We start from the raw sequence: 17,764 nt of genomic DNA, 5'->3' as shown, positions 1-17,764 counted from the left end.
CCTGCCGGTGGGGCCGGGCGGACGACGTGTTAACCACCGTTACCATACTGCTGCGCCACGCTGCGGTCACGGGTCGATCTGCCTGCCGCGGGAACCGCGTCCGGGCGGCGCGCGAGTGCCGCCGATGGCGACGGTGACGCGAGCGGGGCCCGCCGGGTCCGCGGCGTGTCACGGCGCGCCGTCGCGGAGGGCGGAGAAGTCGGGGTCGCGCTTCTCGACGAACGAGGCGCGGCCCTCCGCCGCGTCGGGCCCGGTGATGTCCAGGGTGGCCGAGAGCCACTCGAGCTCCAGGAACCGCTCCAGCGGCAGGTCGTTCGCCCCGCGGATCATGCCCTTCGTCAGGCGCAACGCCTCCGCCGGGCCGCGCGCCATCTCCGCCGCCAAGGCGAGCGCCTCGTCCAGCGCCGCCCCGGTCTCGGTCAGCAGCCCGACCAGGCCGGCTTCCTGCGCCTCGGACGCCGCCATCCGGCCGCCGCGCAGCAGCAGCGCGGACGCGCGCTGGCGGCCCAGCGCCCGGGTCAGGAACCAGGCCGCGCCGCCGTCGGGCACCAGGCCGCGCAGCACGAACGGGGCGCCGAACACGGCGTCTCGGGCGGCGACGACGACGTCGCAGGCCAGTGCCAGGCTCCAGCCGATCCCCATGGCCGGTCCCTCGACCGCCGCGACGACAGGCTGCGGCAGACGCAGCAGGTCCCCGAGCACGCGCTGCCCGACGAGCAGCCGAGCCGCCGGGGCGCCCAGGCCGCGCCCGCGCGACGGCGAGGACTTGATGTCCCCGCCCGCGCAGAACGACCCACCGGACCCGGTGAGCACGACCGCTCGGCACGTGTCGTCGGCCGCGAGCGCTGCGAGCGCGGGCCCCAGCTCCTCCCAGGTCTGCCAGCCGACCGCGTTGCGCTGGTCGGGGCGGTTGAGCCGGATGAGCGTGACCCCGGGCTGCGGACGCTCGACGAGCACCACCGGCGCCGCCATCACGCGGCCCCGTCCCGGGCCACCGGCGCCGCCCCGCCCGCGAGGTCGCGAAGGTGGGCGGCGATGACGGCGCGGGCGGGCCGGACCGCGGCGTCCCCGCGACCGGCGAGCGCGGCCCGGTAGAACACGTGCACCCCCTGCTCCCAGGTGAACCCCATGCCCCCGTGGCACTGCACCGCGGCCTCGCCCGCGGTCACCGCGGCGGCCGAGGACCACAGCCTGCTGGCCACCACGTCGACGGGCGCGGACGCGACGTCGGTCGCGAGGTCCCAGGCGGCGCGGTAGGCCAGCGAGCGGGCACCCTCGACCCGGGCGGCCGCGTCGGCGATCCGGTGCCGGACGGCCTGGAACGAGCCGATGGGCCGGCCGAACTGGCGGCGCTCCGTGCAGTACGCGACGGTCCGCGCGACCAACTCGCCCCCCGCGCCGACCGCCTCCGCGTCCCGGAAGAGGCTGTGCCGTCGGGCCCCGGCGTCCTCGTGGGCGAGCAGGTCCGTCGGCGCGTGCACGGACACCGCCGGTGCGGCGTCGAGCACGACGTCGCCGACCGGCCGGCGCAGGTCGACGCCCCGGGGCGGCCCGACGCGAACGCCGTCACCGTGCAGGTCGACCAGCGCCAGGGCTGCCGTGCCGTCGAGGTCGACGGCGACCACCAGCGCGTCGGCGTCCGCGGCGCACGGCACGCCCGCAACCGTCCCGGACACCGATGTCATCCCGGCGCCGGTGAGGGCCGTGCACCGCTCGGCCCGGTAGCGCGCCCGCCGGTCCGGACCGGGCTCAGTGAGACCGGGCACCACCGCGGTGACCAGCGAACCGTCCCGGAGCCGGTCTGCCGCGGCGGACCAGCCGGTCGCGGCGACGAGCGGGATCAGGTAGCCCGCGACGGTGTCGGCCGGCCCCGGCACCGGTGCCACGCCGAACGCCTCGGCCACGTGCAGCGCCGCGACTGCCCCGGCCCCGTCGCCGTCGGCGAAGGAGGTGGAGAAGTGCTCAAGCCACTCGGCGGCGACCAGCTCCGACCAGGCCGCACGCCGCCGCGCCCGGTCGGGCTCGGCCCCGGGATCGGGCAGGCGCTCGCGCAGGAACCTCAGCAGCGCCGCGCGCAGCTGGGTGTCGTCGTCGTCGATCCGGTGGTCCATGGCGCTCCCGTGCTGGCCTCTCCGTGCCCGGCCCCCGCGCTCGGCGGCGGGTGTCGTCGTCTCCGTCGTGTCAACTGCGGTCGCTGGGCATGCCCAGCGACTTGGCGATCAGATTGCGCTGGATCTCCGACGTGCCGCCGTAGATCGTCTCCGCGCGGCTGAACAGCAGTGCGCGCAGCCAGTCCGACCAGCCGTGCGCCGAGGTGGTCAGCAGCGGGCCCGCCGCGTCGGCGAGGGTGCCGAGCTGCGCCTGGTGGCCCTCGCTCCACAACACCTTGGCGATCGGCGCGAGCATGCCCGGCTCCCCGCCGTCGGCGGTGGTCGCGAGCACGCGGCGAACGGTGGCGTCCACCGCCCGGCTGCGGACGAACGCGTCGACGAGGACGTCGTCGCGTTGCCCGTCGTCCTGCAGCTTCTCGTTCATCAGGTGCAGCTCGCGGGATAGTTGCAGCGCCCGCTGGGCCAACCCGGTCGAGCGCTCGCGGGCCAGGGCGTAGGTGGCCACCCGCCACCCCTGCCCGACCCCCCCGACGACGTCGTCGGCGTCGACCGCGACGTCGTCGAGGAACACCTCGCAGAACTCGCTGCTGCCGGTGATGTTGCGCAGCGGGCGCACGGTGACCCCGGGACGGTCCATGTGCAGCACGACCATTGTCACGCCCCGCTCGACGCCCGCGACCCGCACCATCAGGTAGCAGCGCTGCGCGAACAGCGCGTAGGAAGTCCACACCTTCTGGCCGGACACGACGAACCGGTCGCCGTCCGGCACCGCCCGGGTCGTCAGCGAACCCAGGTCCGATCCCGCATCGGGCTCGGAGAAGCCCTGGCACCAGATGTCGTCATGGGCCAGCATCGGGCCCAGGTAGCGCGCCTGCTGGGCAGAGGTGCCGAAGGCCATCAGCGCCGGGGCGAAGATGCCCATCCCGTTGGTGTTCATCTGCTCCGGGGCGCCCGCCGCGACCAGGACGTCGAGGAAGGCCAGCTGCGCGTCGACGCCGAGCCCCCGGCCGCCGAACTCGACGGGCCAGTGCGGGGCGAGCCAGCCGTCCCGGTGCAGCTTCCGTCCCCACTCGCTGCGCATCTTCACGTACTCGGCGTCGTCGCCGGTGCCGGTGGGCACGTCCCGCCACTGGTCCGGCAGGTGTCGGTCGACCCAGGCACGCAGCCTGTCGCGGTACTCGCGGGCGGCGGGGGAGAGCGCGAGGTCCATCAGGTTCTCCGCTGGTTCACCCGGACGCCGGTGACCTCACCGGCGATCAGGTTGCGGAGCACCCCGGTCGTTCCGCCGCCGATGCCGAGGCCGAAGGCGTCGCGCACGTAACGCTCCATCGGGTATCGGGTGAGGTAGCCCTTGTGGCCCAGTAGCTGCAGCGCCTCCGAGGTGACCATCAGGGCCGCCTCGTTGGCGGCGAGCTTCGCCATGGCGGTCTCCCGGATGCCGGGGAAACCCTGCACGTCGGTGCGCGCCGCCCGCCACAGCAGCAGCCGCGCGCCGTCCACGGCCGTGGCCATGTCGGCGAGCTTCCACTGCAGGCCCTGGAACTCCACGATGGGGCGCCCGAACTGCTCGCGCTGCTTGACGTAGGCGATGGCGTCGTCCAGCGCGCTGCGAGCCAGCCCGATGGACATGGCCGCGTTGCCGCAACGCTCGGGGTTGAACTGGCGGATGAGGAACCGCGCGCCGTCGCGTGATCCCTTCTCCGGCGCCAGCACCACCTGGTCGGCGCGCACGGGGCAGTCGCGGAACGCCATGATGCCCTCGGCGATGGCCCGCCCGCCCATCTTCGGCTCGGTCTCGATGGGCTGCAGGCCCTCCACGTCGCGGTCGACGAGCACGCACCCGATGCCGTCGGGGCCGGTGGTGTCCGGTGCCCGGCAGAAGACCAGGAAGGCGTCGGACCGCAGGGCGCCGGTGATGTGGCACTTGTCGCCGGTGAGCCGGAACCCGTCACCGTCCGGGGTCAGCGTGGTCGTCAGCGCGGTGCCGTCGGAGCCGGCCTGCGGCTCGGTCATGGCGATCGAGAAGCACACCGAGCCGTCCGCGACGCGGGGCAGGTACTCGTTGCGCTGCTGCTCGGTGCCGATCCGGGCGATCACCCGCGGCGGCCCGTTCACCTGCATCTGGATCGTCATCGCGCTCGCCAGGCAGCCTGCGGCAAGCTCCTCGAGCACGAGACACGCCTCGAAGGTGCCCAGCCCCTGGCCGCCGTACTCGACGGGCACGGTCAGGGCGGTGAGGCCGGCTGCGCGCAGTAGCTGGAACTGCTCCTCGGGGAACTCGGCGCGCTGGTCCCACTCGGCGGCGCGTGGCCGCAGTTCCTCCTGCGCGACGGTGCGGGCCCGGGCGACCAGGTCGGCCTGGGCGCTGGTGAGCTCATCGAGAGGGGTGGTCATGTGCGGCGTTCCTCACTCCGTGGAATCGATCCCGGTCGCCGACCGGGACTGCAGCGTCGCCAGGGCGGTCTCGCGCACCCGAGCCTTGTCGATCTTGCCGCCTGCGTTGACGGCCAGGGCCTCGACCAGCACCAGCTCCTCGGGGAGCTTCACGACGGCGACCTCCTGCTCGCGCAGGAAGGCGCACAGCCCGGCCAGGTCGAGCTGTGCCCCGGGGACCGCGACGACGACCGCGCACGCCCGCTCACCCAGCCGGTCGTCGGGCACGCCGACGATCGCGACGTCGGCCACACCGGGGTGGCGGGCCGCGAGGTGCTCGATCTCGGCCGGGAAGATGTTGGTGCCGCCCCGCAGGATCATGTCCTTGATCCGGCCGACGATGCGCAGGTTGCCCGCCCCGTCGAACCGCCCGACGTCACCCGAGTGGAACCAGTGGTCGCCGTCGAACGCCGCGGCGTCGTAGTCCGGCTGGTTGAGGTAGCCGTAGGACTTCCCGCCCCGCCAGCACACCTCGCCGGCCTCGCCCCCGGCCGGCGTGGCGCCGTCGGCGCCGACGAGCTTGACCTCCACGCCCGTGCAGACCGACCCGACCGACGTGCGGCGCGCCTCGTCGTCGTCGTCCACCGACGTCATCACCGGCACCCCGCCGTCGGTGGCGCCGTAGATGGTCTGCACCCGACACCCCATCCGCGCCTCCAGTTCGCAGGCGGTGCTGGGTGGCAGCGGTGCCCCGGCGTTGTTGAAGCGGGAGAAGCGCGACAGGTCCGCCGGCTCCAGGCCGAGCGGCAGCAGCATCACCATCTGGGTGGGGATCGCGGTGGCGTAGGTCGCCCCCTCGGCGACGATGAGGTCCAGCGCGGCCTGCGCCGACCACCGCTCGAGGATCACCGAGGTGGCCCCGACCAGCAACGGAAGCAGCACCGGGAAGATGTAGCCGGTCGACCCGGTTCCGGCCGGGGCCAGCCCGGCGGCGACGTCGTCGGGCCGCACCTGCAGCCGCGGGGCGACGTTGTGCACCAGCAGGGCCTTGAGGTCGTTCGAGCCCCAGACCGCGGCCTTCGGGGTACCCGTCGTCCCGGACGAGGACATCACCAGGCTCGGCCCGTCCGCCGGGACCGGTCCGGTGGTGGCGTACGGGACGGCCGCGGCGGCCATCGCCTCCAGGGCGTCGGAGCCGCCGCTGCGCGCCGGGATCACCGCGCGCAGTGCGGGCGCACCCGACCGCACGGACTCGGCCAGGGCGAGGAAGTCGGTGTCGTCGCCCAGCAGGCCGCCCGGCCCGGGGACGACGAACACTCCGGCGCCGACGGTGCCCAGCAGCGGCCGCAGCTCCGCCGCCCGCCACGCCGTGCTCAACGGCACGAACAGCGCCCCGAGCCGGGAGCACGCCATGTGCAGCGCCGGCAGCAGTGTGCATCCGGGAAGCTGGGCGGCGACCGGCGACCCCGACCCCACCCCGGCGTCGGCCAGCACGGTGGCCAGCCGGCGCGACAGGTCCGCGAGCTCGCCGTAGGTCAGCCGACCGCGGGCGTCGGCCACGGCCGTCTTGTCCGGGACGCGCCGGGCGTGCTCGTCGACGATGTCGGCCAGGGTGCGCTCGTCCCACAGGCCCAGGTCGTACATCCGCGCGACATCCGACGCGCCGCGCAGCGAGGAGGGAAGGCTCACCGTCGTCATCGCCGTGCCGCCTTTCATGATGAGGATTATGATTGGTCAACGGCCACCGGGCAACGCGACGCCGCGGTCGCGCACCACCCCGGACAGCCGGTCGCGGTGCACCGGGTCGGCGACCGACAGCAGGGCGCGGGCCCGTTCGCGCCGGGTGGTTCCGCGCAGGTCCACCGCGCCGTGCTCGGTGACCACCCAGCCGACGTCCGCGGCCGCCGTGGTCACCGGGCCGTCCAGGTGCTCGACGATCCGGGAGGCACCGTCGCGCGTGGTCGAGGGCAGCGCGATGATCCCCACCCCGCCCGGCGAAGCCGCCGCGCCGCGCAGGAAGTCGACCTGGCCACCGATGGCGCCGAGGTAGCGCCCGCCGACGGCCTCGGCGCCGACCTGGCCGTCGAGGTCGACCTGCAGCGCCTGGTTGACCGCGACGAAGGCGTTCAACGCCGACGTGACCGCGGGCGGATGGACCAGCTCGACCGGCCGCAGCTCGACCCGGGGGTTGCCCTCGAGCCAGCCGTAGAGCCGCTCGCTGCCCAGCGCCGTCCCCGTCACCACCGGCGCATCGACGTCCGTCGCGAGGGCACCGCTGTCGTCGAGGTCGACGACCCAGTCACCGATCAGGCCGCTGTGCACCCGCAGGTCGCGATGCTCCCGCAGCGCCCCGGCGACCGCGGCGGCGAGCCCGCCGACACCCAGCTGCAGCGTGGCCGCCCGGGGCACCAGAGCCGCGACGTGGCCGGCGATGCGCCGCTCGCACTCTCCGCCCGGCCGGTCCGGCACCAACGTGGGGCCGTGCTCGGCGGGCACGGTGGCGGCGAACGCCGACCGGTGCACGCGGACCGGGCCGCCGGTCGCCGGGACCCGCGGATCCACCTCGGCCACCACGACACGGGCCGACTCGAGCGCGGCGTGCAGGTAGTCCACGCTGACCCCGAGCCGGTGGCAGCCCTCCGCGTCCGCCGGCGACACCTGGCACAGGACGACGTCCACCGGCTGCCGCCCGGACCGGATGAGTCCGGGCAGCGCGGACATGTGGCAGCGCAGCACCTCGACCGGAGCACCCGCAAGCGCCCCGAGCGCGCCGTAGGAGCGCAGGGCGAGGCCCGTCGTCGCCGCGACCCGCGCGTCGAAGGACAGGCCCACGAACGCCGTCACCCCGCCGAGGTCGGGCGCGCGGTGCAGCAGGGCGTCGACGAGCGACCGCGGCTGGGCTCCCCCCTGGCCCCACAGGACCGTGTCGCCCGGCTCGACGAGCTGCCGCAGGTCGATCATCGTGCCGCGCCGGCGGTCAGCGCTGGGGCCGTAGCTGCTGGGCGCGGTCGCGCAGCGAGTAGCGCATGAACTTGCCGGTGCTCGTCATCGGGAAGGACTCGACCAGCTCGACGGACTCGGGCCACTTCGTCCGGCTGAGCCCCTTCTCGTCGAGGAACGCGGTGAGGTCGGACAGCGTGACCGCCTCGCCCGGGGTGGCGGGTACGACGAACACCGCCGCGCGTTGGCCGAGCCGCTCGTCGGGCATGGCGACCACGGCGGCCTGCCCGACCCGCGGGTGCTCGTAGAGCAGCTCCTCGATCTCCCGCGGATCGATCTTGTAGCCGCCCCGGTTGATCAGGTCGTCGCGGCGGGAGACGAAGTAGCCGTAGCCGTGCTCGTCGAAGCGGACGATGTCGGCCGAGCGGAACCAGCCGTCGGCGGTGAACATCTTCTCGGTCGTCTCGGGCTGGCCGTAGTAGCCGACGACGAAGTTGGGGCCGCGCGACCACAGCTCTCCCTGACCGGGCAGCTCGACATCCGCGCCGCTGTCGTCGACGAGACGCATCTCGACGCCGTCGACCACCGAGCCGATGCTGCGGCTGGTGATCGCGATCGGGTCGCCGGGCCTGGTCATGTGGGTGACGCCGGCCTCGGTGTAGCCGTAGAAGGCCGCGATCTCGGCACCCAGCTGGGCGTTGAGGGCGTTCAGCGTCTCGGCCGGGCAGGGTGCCCCCGCGTAGCAGATGCCGCGCAGGCTGGACACCCGGCGGCTGCGCAGGTCGGGAAAACGGGCCAGATCGATCAACATCGGGGCCGCGCCGAGCAGGTAGGTGGGCTCGTCGCGTTCTAGCAGCTCCACGCAGCGGGCCACGTCCCAGCCGGTCAGCAGCGTGTAGGCGGCGCCGCGGTGCAGCGCGGAGAGCACGCCTAGGCCCAGCCCCGTCAGGTGCGCGATGGGGGTGACGATGATCCACTGGGCGTCCTGCGGGAACTGTTGCCCGCGCTCGAAGCTCTGGATCCAGAACAGGTTGTTCGCGTGCGTGTGCAGTTCGGCCTTCGGCCGGCCGGTCGTGCCGGAGGTGAACATGATGAAGAACGGATCGGCACCGGTGGGCCGCAGCTCGTCGAGGTCGGTGGCCGACGCCCCCTCCCGCTCGGCGGTCAGGGCGTCGAACGCGAGCAGGTCGCCGTCGCCGTCGCCGCCACCACCGTCGCCGCCGACGACGATGAGGTGCTCGAGGCCGGCGATGCGCTCCCGCATGGTGCGGGCCAGCGGCACGAACTCGCGGCCCTTGAACGACGCGGGCACCACCAGCGCCCTGGCCTCGGTCAGGCCCAGCACGTAGTCCAGGTCGTGCTCGTCGTAGACGACGTGCAGGAATACCGGGATGATGCGCGCCCGGGCGCAGGCCATCAGCGTGAGGCAGAACTCGCTGGAGTTGGGCAGCTGCATCGCCAGCCGGTCCCCGGGCTGGAGACCGAGGTCGAGCAGCGCGCCCGCGAGCAGGCGGGTGCGCCGCTCGTACTGCCCGTAGGTGGTCCGCCTGCCGTCCTCGTCGATGATGGCCAGCGCGTCCGGCCGCTCGCGCGCGTGCCGTTCGAGGTCGTGGACGAAGCTCTCCTCGGTCCAGGCGCCCTCGTCGGCGTAGCGGTGCAGCACCTCGGCCGAGACCCAGGTGTCGGAACGGGCGGCGAGCCGGTCGAGCTGGTCGCGGAGCTTGTCGGTCATGGTTCTCCCGGTCGCGTGCGGTCGGTCTGGTGGTGCGCGGTCAGTCGTTGAGGCCGAGCTGGCCGGCGATGATGTTCTTCTGGATCTGCGAGGTGCCGCCGAAGATCGTCATGACGAGGCTGTCGCGGACGTAGGACTGCATCTGGCTCTCCATGGAGTAGCCCATGCCGCCCATGAACTGCATCCCCTGCAGCGCGGCCTCCTTGGCCGTCTCGGTCGCGAACAGCTTCGCCATCGAGGCCTGCGCCGGTGCGGGATCGCCCTCGTCGAGCAGCTCGGCGACGTGGCGTACCAGCAGGCGCGCCGCAGTGAGCTTCGTGGCGGTCTCGGCCAGCCCGTGCTGCAACGCCTGGAAGCGGCCGATCGGCCGGCCGAACTGGTGGCGCTCCTTCGCGTAGCGCAGCACGTCGTCGAAGGCGCGCTGACCGAGCCCGACCGCCTCTGCGCCGATGATCATCCGTTCGCTGTTGAGTCCCTGGACCAGCGCCCGCCAGCCCGCGTCGACGCCGCCGACGACGTCGGCGTCGGTCCTCCGCACGTCGGAGTAGCGGGTGATCGTCGTGTCGATGTGGCCGAGCATGTCGAGCTTGGTCACGTCGACGTCGTCGATCGGCACCAGGAACAGCGAGATGCCGCGGTGCTTCGGAGCCTCGGGGTCGGTCCGGGTCACCACGAGCACCCAGCGGGCGTGGTTGGCGTTGCTGGTGTAGATCTTCTCGCCGTCGATGAGCCATCCCGAGCCGTCCCGGCGTGCACGCGTGCGTACCGCCGCGGCGTCGGACCCGGTGTCCGGCTCGGTGATCGCGATCGAGAGCACGTCGCCGTCGGCGACGCCCGGCAGCACCCGCTGCTTCTGCTCCTCGGTGCCGAACTTGACGATCGCCTGTGCGGTGATCACGGTGGTGAGGTAGCCGGTGACGGGCAGGCGGTGGTAGGCGAGACGCTCGGTCAGCAGTGCGACGTCGGCCAGCCCGCCGCCGGACCCGCCGTACTCCTCCGGGATGGTCAGACCGAGCCAGCCGGTGGCGGCCAGCTTCTGGTAGAGGACGTCGTCGTGAGCGATCGTGCCGTTCGCCGTGATCTCGCGGAGTTTGTGAGGTGGGCACTCGCGTTCGCAGAATGCGTCGACGGCTTTCACGAAGTCGCTCTGCTCTGGCGTGAGCCGGTCACCGAGGGCGGCCATCAGGTGTCTCCTCTTATCCTTATAAAGATCACTCGGTACAGTAGCTGCTGTCGAGATGCGCGTCACTAGGCGCGCTCCGCTTGTCGGGGACGCGGGGCCGGACGCTTCTCCGGCCGTTGCACATCACCATGCAGGAGGAATCGCCCGATGTCCGAAGGCTCGTCACCGCAGCGGCACGTCCGGATGGAGGTCGACCGGGGGGTCGGCCTGCTCACGGTGGACCGCCCCCCGGCGAACGCGCTCGACCTGGAGCTCGTCCTGGAGATCGCCCGGGCCGCAGCCGAGGCGGCCGCGTGCGCCGAGGTCGGCGCGCTGGTCCTCACCGGCGCCGGCCCGCGCTTCGTGGCCGGGGCCGACATCAAGATGATGAACGCCCTCCCGGCCGCCGAGATGCCGCGGTTCATCAGCTCCATCCAGCGCGCCATGGACGACATCGAGGCGATCCCGATCCCGACCGTCGCCGCCGTCAACGGCCACGCCATGGGCGGGGGACTGGAGCTGGCGCTCGCGTGTGACGTGCGCATGCTCGCCGAAGGAGCCCGGATCGGCCTGCCCGAGGTCAAGCTCGGGCTGCTGCCGGGCGCCGGCGGCACCCAGCGGCTGGCTGAGGTCGTCGGGAAGGGGCGTGCCCTCGACATCCTCTACACCGGTCGGCAGCTCGACGCCGCCGAGTCACTGGCCCTGGGCCTGGTCAACAGCGTCCACCCGCGCGAGGGGCTGCTGGCCGCGGCCGTGGACTACGCGGCGGCGCTGGCGCTGGGCGCCCGGCCCGCCCTGCGGGAGCTCAAGGCCTGTGTGCTGGCGCACCTCGACGGAGGGCGGCACGTCGGGCTGCGCGCCGAGGCGTCCGGGATCGCCCGCCTCTTCGCGACCCCCGACGCCCGGGAGGGCATCGCGGCGTTCGTGGAGAAGCGACCGGCGCGCTTCGGCACCGCCGGACCCGCCTGACGCCGAGCGCCGGACGGTCCGGCCGGTCCGGACGGCCGAGATCGACACGCACCCGCAGCGTGTCGAGCCGCCGGAGTCCGGGTCATCTGCGACCGGATCGGCGGCTCGACCCGGCCTCCGGTGACGGGTCGGGCCTGACCTCGTATCCTTGGGCCCGTCCGATCGCATCGGTTGGGCGGGAACTTCGACGCGATGGGAGTCCCGCGTGACCAGCCGGGAAGTCAGTCAGGTCAACGGTTCGGTCGTGGGTAGGCGACGCGCCCACCCGCGGTTGACCAAAGCCTCCGACGTGCTCGCCGATCGCCTGCGGCGCCAGATCCTCGGACACGGCATGCAACCGGGTGATCCGCTGCCAGCCGAGGCAGCGCTGATCGAGGAACACGGCTTCAGTCGCGGGACCGTGCGTGAGGCGCTTCGCCTGCTCGAGGCGGACGGCCTCATCGAGATCCGCAGGGGACCCAACGGCGGCATCCGCGTCGCTCGACCCGACCTCAGCCAGGTCACGCGCTCGCTGGCTTTGCTGCTGACCCTGTCGGGCACGTCGATGCGCACCTTCTCGGAGTTCAGGCTGCTCATCGAGCCTGCCGCCGCCGCGGCGGCGGCGCGCAGCGCCACCGAAGAGCAACGCGGCTGGCTGCTGTCCCTCGCGGAGTCCGGCGCCGTCCGGACCCCGCCGTGGGAACCGTCCGTCGAGTTCCACGAAGGACTGGGTGTTTGCAGCAACAACGACCTCCTCCGGATGATCATCGCGCTGTTCAGTCACGAGCTGACCTGGCACGTGCCGGGGGAGAACCTCTCCGAGCAGGACCTCGCCGACACCCGCCGTGCGCACCGCGGCATCGCGCTGGCCGTGGCGGCCGGGGACCCCGAGCGCGCGGCCGCCGCGATGACCCGCCACCTCCGTCAGTTCGAGCGCGTCCTGGGCGCCAACGGGCGGCTCGACCAGCCTGTCGTGCCGAAGGAGCGCTGGCTCGACGTCTGACGCGGGTCGTTCGCCTGTGGTACGCGAGATCAACCGGTGGCCGGGATCCGGTACTCCTTCATCTTGCGGTACAGCGTCGTCCGCCCGATGCCGAGCGCGGCGGCCGCCCGCGTCCGGTTGCCGTCCGTCCGGTGCAAGCGGGGACCACGACTTGGCCGTTGACACGTGCGGACCCCGGACGGGGTGATCTCCTGGATCGGGGTCTCCTTGAGCGCGACCAGCGTCACGTTGTCGCGGTGGAAGGTCTCGAAGTAGTGGCGATGTCGGCGAACGTGCCGAACATGGACCGGAACCCGTTCCCCTTGTCCCAGTTCTCCTGGAACACCCGCCGGCGCTCCTCGTCGGAGACGGTGCCCGCCTCGACGCCGCTCTCCTGGAAGCCGAAGGCGACCACCGAGTTGCGGACCTGGTCCCAGATCGCGTCGAAGTCCTGCCTGGTCTCGGCGACCTCGGCCGCGTCGACCGGGCCGTTGCCGGACGGGACGACGTACTGGGGCGAGCGCTGGAACACCGTCAGGTGAGCGGCGGTCTGGGCGGCGGCGACGATGAACTGGGTGCCGGTCGAGCCGGTGCCGATGACGCCGACGCGCTTGCCGGCGAGGTCCAGGTCGGGCTGGCCGGGTGTGGGTGAGGGTGCCTGCGAAGCTGTCGATCCCGGGGATCGCCGGGATGTCGGTCTTGGCGAGCAGGCCCGACGCGGTCACCAGATACCGGCTGGTGAACTCCTCCCCGGAGCCGGTGGTCACCCCCGAGGCAGTGCCGTGGTCAGCCAGGACCGAACGTCGTCTCCGGCGTCAATGCGGGGGGCGTCGCCGACATCGTCAGTACGACCTCGGCAGACCGAGCACGTGCTCGCTGATGAAGTTGAGCACCATCTCCTGGGAGATCGGGGCGATCCGCATCAGCCGCGCCTCCCGGAAGTACCGCTCGACGTGGTACTCGACGGCGTAGCCGAAGCCGCCGTGGGTCTGCACGGCCCGGTCGGCGGCGAAGAACGCGGCATCGGCGGCGAGGTACTTGGCCGAGTTGGCCTCGCGGGCGCAGGGCCGGCCGAGGTCGTAGAGCCAGGCCGCCTTGCGAGCCACCAGCTCGGCGGCGTCCAGGCGCATCGTCGCCTCCGCGAGCGGGAACGCGATGCCCTGGTTCTGGCCGATCGGGCGGTCGAAGACGACCCGCTGGTTCGCGTAGGCGACAGCCTTGTCCACGGCAGAGCGGCCGATCCCCACCGACTCGTGGGCGAGCAGGATGCGTTCCGGGTTGAGCCCGTCGAGCAGGTAGCGGAAGCCGCGGCCCTCCTCGCCGATGCGACACTCCGCAGACACACGCAGGCCGTCGATGAACAGCTCGTTGGAGTTGACGGCGTTGCGACCCATCTTGGGGATCTCGCGCACCTCGACGGCGGAACGGTCCATGGGCGCCATGAACAGCGTCATCCCGTCGGTCGGCTTGGCGCACTCCTCCCGCGGGGTGGTGCGGGTCAACAGCAGCAGGTACTCGGCCTGCTGCGCCTTGGTGATCCACACCTTGCGCCCGTCGACGACGTAGGTGTCACCCTCGCGGCGGGCCCGGGTGGTGATCCGGCTGGTGTCGGTGCCCGCATCGGGCTCGGTGACGCCGAAGGACACGTGCAGATCGCCGGACACGACCCGGGGCAGTAGCTGCTGGCGCAGCTCCGCCGAGCCGTGCTTGACCACCGGGTTCATCCCGAACAGCGTCAGGTGGATGGCGCTGCAGCCGTTCATGGCCGCTCCCGAGGAGGCGACCTCCTGCAGCAACAGCGCGGCCTCGGTGACGCCGAGGCCGGCGCCGCCGTACTCCTCCGGGATCGCCACGCCGAGCCAGCCGCCGTCGGCGAGGGCCTGGTAGAACTCGTTCGGGAACCGGTGTTCGGCGTCGCATGTGGACCAGTACTCGTCGTCGAAACGGGCGATGAGCTCACGCACGCCCTTGCGCAGCGCCTGGTGGTCCTCATCCTGGTCGAAGTCCACGACACCCCTTCTCGGTCCGCCGGCTGCGTCTTGGGCTGCGTCGAGGCGGCAGCTAGACCCGTGCCAGATATGCTGATAAGGATCTGCAGGAACGTTAGCCGCTCGAGGCGGTGGTGTCACCTGCCGTCGTATGCCGGACCCGCGGTCGAGGAGCGCCCGCGAACGACCGGCGCGAAGGTCGGAGCGGACGTCGCGAGCGGGCCCGGCCGCCGCGGCCCGGCTCGCCCTCTGGCCCGCGCCCGACCGCCCGGCCGGGGGTGCGGGTGCGGTGCCGGGCCATCGCCGTGACAGGCGGCCCGGGACACCGTCGCAGCGGTGCCGGAGAACCGGGTCGAGATGCCGGAGCTGTTCTTCGCCTGCGCGAAGGCGGGCACCGTGCCGGCGCCCAAGGTCACCCGCCGCCTCGACGACGAGGCCGCCGCCCTGCTCGCCAAGTGCGGAGCCCGGGTGAACGGGATGTGGGCCGCCGGGGCTGCTACCGACCGTCAGTACCACTACGCCTTCGAAGCGAACATCGGCTTCCCACCGGACGACCTCTGCCCGCACCCGATGGCGGGCGTCACGCTCCTGGCCGGGCCGGCGCGCTCCGTCGTCTCGCGGGTCGTCCGCAATCCGCCGTACGGCGCGCTCGCCCGCCGTCGACTGCCGGTGCCGGCCGGTCAGTCGAAGACGACGACGCCCCGGATGTTCTTGCCGGCGTGCATGTCCTCGTAGCCCTTGGTCACCTCGTCGAGGGTGTAGGTGGCGGTGATCAGCTCGTCGAGCATGAGCTTGCCCGAACGGTAGAGCTCGAGTTGGAGCGGGATGTCGACGCTGGGGGAGCAGGCACCGTAGAGCGAGCCCTGGATCCGCTTCTGATACATGATCAGCTCGGCGATCGGCACCGGGACACCGACCTCGCGGCTGTCGCCGATGCCGGTCGCGACCAGCGTGCCCCCCTTGCGGATCGCGGCGAACGCCTCGGCGAGGTGCGCGCCGGTGGTGCGCCCGACGGTCACGATGGCCGAGTCCGCACCCTGGCCGTTGGTCATGGCGCGGGCCAGCTCGGTGGCCTCCGCCATGCTCTCCGCCACGTGCGTGGCGCCCGCCGACCGCGCCACCTCCCGCTTGAACGCCACCGGGTCGACCGCGATGAGGTTCTGCGCGCCCGCGTGCGCGGCACCCTGGACGGCGTTGATCCCGATCCCGCCGACCCCCATCACGATCACCGTGTGGCCCGGCCGGACCTCGGCGGAGTTGACCGCCGAGCCCCAACCGGTACCCACCCCGCAGCCGGTCAGGCACGCGGTGGTCAGCGGGATGTCGTCCGGGATCTTCACGCAGCTGCGCACGTCGACGGTGCTGTACTCGGAGAAGGTCGAGATGCCGGCCATCTGCGACACCGGCTCGCCGTCCAGCGACATCCGGAAGCTCCTGCGGTCGTCCAGTCGCGAGCCCCACAGCATGTTGTAGCCCAGGTCGCACAGGTTCGCCATGCCCCGCGCGCAGAACCGGCACCGCCCGCAGCCGGGGATGAAGGCGAACACCACGTGGTCGCCCTCCTTGAGATGATGCACCTCGGGGCCGACCTCGACGACCACGCCGGCGCCCTCGTGCCCGCCGCAGATCGGCATCACCGGCACCTTCATGTCGGCGGTCTGCAGGTGGTCGTCCGAGTGGCACAGGCCAGAGGCCGCCAGCTTGACCGTGACCTCTCCGGCTCGGGGTCCGTCCAGGTCCACCTCGGCCGTCTCGAACTTGCCGGGCGAGGTCCTGATGATGGAGGCGCGCGTCTTCATCGTGTCCGATCTCCGCTCTGGGTCGACGGTGTCTCGGGCCGGAGGTGCTCATCCCAGCAGGGCGCGCACGTCGGCCAGGTGTTCGTACTGCCGCATCGGGTCCTCCGCGGTGGTGACGATGGCGAAGCCCTCGGCGCCGGCGTCACGGAACTCCGCCAGCTGTTGCGCCACTCGTCCGGCGGACCCGATCACGATCCACCGCTCCAGGGCCTCGAAGGGCAGCCCGTACTGGCCGCGGACGAACCGGGTCACCTCGTCGCGGGCCGCGTGCTCGTCGTCGGTCACATGCACGAACAGCATGAACAGCACCGTCGGGCGGGGCCGGCCGAAACCCGCGGCGCACTCGGCGAGGGTGTCCAGGGCGCGGCGGAACCGTGGCAGGTCGAGCCAGACCCCGAGCCAGCCGTCACCCACCCTGGCGGCCCGACGCAGGGCCGCGTCGGAGCGGCCGCCCACGATCACCGGCGGGTGCGCCGGGGGCACCGGGGCCAGCGCGGGGGAGCGGACCGCGACCTGTCGGCCATGGTAGTCAACCGGCTGTCCGCGCAGCAGCGCCTCGACGACCTCCAGCGACTCGTCCAGCCGCCGGCCGCGCCCGGCCGTGGAGAAGCCGGCGGCCTCGAACTCCGCCTCGCCCTCGCCTCCGACCCCGATCCCCAGGAAGAACCGGTCGGGAGCCAGCGAGGCGACCGTGGCCAGCTGCTTGGCCGTCCAGACCGGCTGCCGCATCGGCAGCAGGAGTACCCCGGTCCCCAGCCGCAGGCGGGTCGTGACCGCGGCGACCGCGGACGCGGCGCAGAGCGCGTCGAACGTGGGCGGGTGGTAGGCGAGGTGGTCACCGATCCAGCCGGTGTCGAAGCCCAGCTCCTCGGCGAGCCGTGCCCCGGGCAGCAGCAGGTAGGGGGGCCCCAGCCGCAGCGGGTCGAAACTGGGCAGCATCACCCCGAAACCGGCGTCAACGGCCTGGAGCGCCACTGGCGTGCCTCTCCTCGGGGCGCCGCGCGCCGTCCGGCCCCCGGCGGGCTCCGGCGCTCACTCGAACCCGCCGCCGCAGCTCAGCAGCTGCCCGCTGACGTAGTCGGACTCCGGGATGCAGAGCAGCAACACCGAGCCGGGGGCCTCCTCGGTGCTGCCGCCGCGACCCAGCAGGATGGTGGCCTCCGTCTGCCGGAGCAGGTCCGGGTTGACGCCCACCGCGATCTGCCGGCCCTGACTGTCGATCTTCCCGCCGGTACCGGCGATGGAGGAGATCTTGACGACCTTGCGGCAGGGCACCGCCTCCCCGGCCTTCTTCACCGCCGCGCTGATCACCGGTCGGGTCGCGCGCAGGATCCGGAAGGGGGCTTTGAGGTGCACGTCCGAGATCGCGTCCCACTGGTCGTCGGACATCCTCTGGACCACCGAGTCCCAGGTGTAGCCGGCGTTGTCGACGATGATGTCCGGCCCGCCGAGCTCGTCGACCCCGATCTGCACGAAGCGCTCGGCCAAGCCGTCCTCGGTCACGCTGTCGGCGCAGGCCACGGCGGTGCCACCGGCCGCCTCGATCGCGGCCACGGCCTCCTTGGCCAGGTCGCCGTCCAGGTCGTTGGCCACGACCCCGGCCCCCTCGGCGGCGAACCTCTGGGCGACCGCGCGGCCGATGCCGCGGCCCGAGCCGGTGACCAGCGCGACCTTGCCGTCCAGCTCGCCCATGCTCATGCCACCTCTCGTGGGGCGTGGCCGCGCGGGC

At 72.9% G+C, this 17,764-nt stretch carries 17 protein-coding genes; 3 read left to right on the top strand and 14 right to left on the bottom strand.

All coding sequences use genetic code 11. The annotated features are described in order from the left end of the window. Positions 1-168: 168 nt before the first annotated feature. The 8 genes from L3X23_RS18665 to L3X23_RS18630 all read right to left on the bottom strand — a co-directional run bounded on the left by L3X23_RS18665 (position 169) and on the right by L3X23_RS18630 (position 10,405). Entirely contained in the window at positions 169-972 is an 804-nt protein-coding gene (locus L3X23_RS18665; RefSeq protein ID WP_237193407.1) for an enoyl-CoA hydratase/isomerase family protein, read from the bottom strand. Beyond that, positions 972-2,111, bottom strand: coding sequence for an acyl-CoA dehydrogenase family protein (locus L3X23_RS18660; protein ID WP_237193406.1), 1,140 nt, complete (start codon positions 2,109-2,111; stop codon positions 972-974). Before L3X23_RS18660 ends, L3X23_RS18665 begins: the two co-directional genes overlap by 1 nt. Positions 2,112-2,181: 70 nt before the next feature. After that, positions 2,182-3,321 (bottom strand): acyl-CoA dehydrogenase family protein, encoded by a 1,140-nt coding sequence (locus tag L3X23_RS18655; RefSeq protein ID WP_237193405.1) that lies wholly within the window; start codon positions 3,319-3,321, stop codon positions 2,182-2,184. Next, entirely contained in the window at positions 3,321-4,505 is a 1,185-nt protein-coding gene (locus L3X23_RS18650; protein ID WP_237193404.1) for an acyl-CoA dehydrogenase family protein, read from the bottom strand. Before L3X23_RS18650 ends, L3X23_RS18655 begins: the two co-directional genes overlap by 1 nt. A 12-nt stretch (positions 4,506-4,517) precedes the next feature. Then, positions 4,518-6,200 (bottom strand): class I adenylate-forming enzyme family protein, encoded by a 1,683-nt coding sequence (locus L3X23_RS18645; RefSeq protein WP_237193403.1) that lies wholly within the window; start codon positions 6,198-6,200, stop codon positions 4,518-4,520. A gap of 18 nt (positions 6,201-6,218) precedes the next feature. Then, positions 6,219-7,445 carry an acetyl-CoA hydrolase/transferase family protein gene (locus tag L3X23_RS18640; RefSeq protein ID WP_237193402.1) on the bottom strand — a complete coding sequence of 409 codons (1,227 nt, stop codon included), beginning with the start codon at positions 7,443-7,445 and terminating at the stop codon, positions 6,219-6,221. A gap of 16 nt (positions 7,446-7,461) precedes the next feature. Then, positions 7,462-9,156 carry a class I adenylate-forming enzyme family protein gene (locus tag L3X23_RS18635; protein ID WP_237193401.1) on the bottom strand — a complete coding sequence of 565 codons (1,695 nt, stop codon included), beginning with the start codon at positions 9,154-9,156 and terminating at the stop codon, positions 7,462-7,464. 40 nt (positions 9,157-9,196) lie between these two features. Further along, positions 9,197-10,405 carry an acyl-CoA dehydrogenase family protein gene (locus L3X23_RS18630; protein WP_237193400.1) on the bottom strand — a complete coding sequence of 403 codons (1,209 nt, stop codon included), beginning with the start codon at positions 10,403-10,405 and terminating at the stop codon, positions 9,197-9,199. Positions 10,406-10,486: 81 nt separating this feature from the next. On the opposite strand from L3X23_RS18630, the gene L3X23_RS18625 reads away from it, so the two are divergent. Beyond that, a complete protein-coding gene (locus L3X23_RS18625) occupies positions 10,487-11,287 on the top strand; it encodes an enoyl-CoA hydratase/isomerase family protein (protein ID WP_237193399.1) in 801 nt (266 codons plus the stop codon). A 244-nt stretch (positions 11,288-11,531) separates the two neighbouring features. Next, positions 11,532-12,269, top strand: a complete 738-nt coding sequence (locus L3X23_RS18620) for a FadR/GntR family transcriptional regulator (RefSeq protein WP_237193398.1) — start codon at positions 11,532-11,534, stop codon at positions 12,267-12,269. Positions 12,270-12,298: 29 nt separating this feature from the next. On the opposite strand, the gene L3X23_RS18615 is transcribed toward L3X23_RS18620, so the two are convergent. From L3X23_RS18615 to L3X23_RS18605, 3 genes are all read right to left on the bottom strand, one after another. After that, on the bottom strand, positions 12,299-12,496 hold the full coding sequence (locus L3X23_RS18615) for a helix-turn-helix domain-containing protein (protein WP_237193397.1): 198 nt from the start codon (positions 12,494-12,496) through the stop codon (positions 12,299-12,301). Beyond that, positions 12,493-12,780, bottom strand: coding sequence for a hypothetical protein (locus L3X23_RS18610; protein WP_237193396.1), 288 nt, complete (start codon positions 12,778-12,780; stop codon positions 12,493-12,495). Before L3X23_RS18610 ends, L3X23_RS18615 begins: the two co-directional genes overlap by 4 nt. 310 nt (positions 12,781-13,090) lie before the next feature. Then, positions 13,091-14,257 (bottom strand): acyl-CoA dehydrogenase family protein, encoded by a 1,167-nt coding sequence (locus L3X23_RS18605; protein ID WP_237193395.1) that lies wholly within the window; start codon positions 14,255-14,257, stop codon positions 13,091-13,093. Between the two features lie 315 nt (positions 14,258-14,572). Here L3X23_RS18605 and L3X23_RS18600 point away from each other — a divergent pair, with 315 nt between their 5' ends. After that, the gene (locus L3X23_RS18600) at positions 14,573-14,971 is read left to right on the top strand and encodes a long-chain fatty acid--CoA ligase (RefSeq protein WP_237193394.1); all 399 of its coding nucleotides are present in this window, start codon (positions 14,573-14,575) and stop codon (positions 14,969-14,971) included. Here the strand turns inward: L3X23_RS18600 and L3X23_RS18595 are convergent. The 3 genes from L3X23_RS18595 to L3X23_RS18585 all read right to left on the bottom strand — a co-directional run bounded on the left by L3X23_RS18595 (position 14,917) and on the right by L3X23_RS18585 (position 17,727). Beyond that, a complete protein-coding gene (locus L3X23_RS18595; protein WP_237193393.1) occupies positions 14,917-16,035 on the bottom strand; it encodes an NDMA-dependent alcohol dehydrogenase in 1,119 nt (372 codons plus the stop codon). The genes L3X23_RS18600 and L3X23_RS18595 overlap by 55 nt on opposite strands. Before the next feature lie 48 nt (positions 16,036-16,083). Then, complete coding sequence (locus L3X23_RS18590; RefSeq protein ID WP_237198062.1) at positions 16,084-16,974, bottom strand: LLM class flavin-dependent oxidoreductase; 891 nt, start codon at positions 16,972-16,974, stop codon at positions 16,084-16,086. A 93-nt stretch (positions 16,975-17,067) separates the two neighbouring features. Then, positions 17,068-17,727 (bottom strand): SDR family NAD(P)-dependent oxidoreductase, encoded by a 660-nt coding sequence (locus L3X23_RS18585; RefSeq protein WP_237193392.1) that lies wholly within the window; start codon positions 17,725-17,727, stop codon positions 17,068-17,070. Between the last annotated feature and the right edge of the window lie 37 nt (positions 17,728-17,764).

This window comes from Pseudonocardia sp. WMMC193, assembly GCF_021728735.1.
GTDB lineage: Bacteria > Actinomycetota > Actinomycetes > Mycobacteriales > Pseudonocardiaceae > Pseudonocardia > Pseudonocardia oroxyli.
Note: the sequence above shows the minus strand (reverse complement) of the source record. Positions and strands in the feature narration are given on the sequence as shown.

Bases quoted from the DNA above. Each gene is read 5' to 3' on its own strand.
- L3X23_RS18640 (WP_237193402.1), bottom strand. From the start codon at position 7,445: ATGATCGACCTGCGGCAGCTCGTCGAGCCGGGCGACACGGTCCTGTGG.
- L3X23_RS18660 (WP_237193406.1), bottom strand. From the start codon at position 2,111: ATGGACCACCGGATCGACGACGACGACACCCAGCTGCGCGCGGCGCTG.
- L3X23_RS18585 (WP_237193392.1), bottom strand. From the start codon at position 17,727: ATGGGCGAGCTGGACGGCAAGGTCGCGCTGGTCACCGGCTCGGGCCGC.
- L3X23_RS18650 (WP_237193404.1), bottom strand. From the start codon at position 4,505: ATGACCACCCCTCTCGATGAGCTCACCAGCGCCCAGGCCGACCTGGTC.
- L3X23_RS18595 (WP_237193393.1), bottom strand. From the start codon at position 16,035: ATGAAGACGCGCGCCTCCATCATCAGGACCTCGCCCGGCAAGTTCGAG.
- L3X23_RS18655 (WP_237193405.1), bottom strand. From the start codon at position 3,321: ATGGACCTCGCGCTCTCCCCCGCCGCCCGCGAGTACCGCGACAGGCTG.
- L3X23_RS18635 (WP_237193401.1), bottom strand. From the start codon at position 9,156: ATGACCGACAAGCTCCGCGACCAGCTCGACCGGCTCGCCGCCCGTTCC.
- L3X23_RS18625 (WP_237193399.1), top strand. From the start codon at position 10,487: ATGTCCGAAGGCTCGTCACCGCAGCGGCACGTCCGGATGGAGGTCGAC.
- L3X23_RS18645 (WP_237193403.1), bottom strand. From the start codon at position 6,200: ATGAAAGGCGGCACGGCGATGACGACGGTGAGCCTTCCCTCCTCGCTG.
- L3X23_RS18590 (WP_237198062.1), bottom strand. From the start codon at position 16,974: ATGCTGCCCAGTTTCGACCCGCTGCGGCTGGGGCCCCCCTACCTGCTG.
- L3X23_RS18665 (WP_237193407.1), bottom strand. From the start codon at position 972: ATGGCGGCGCCGGTGGTGCTCGTCGAGCGTCCGCAGCCCGGGGTCACG.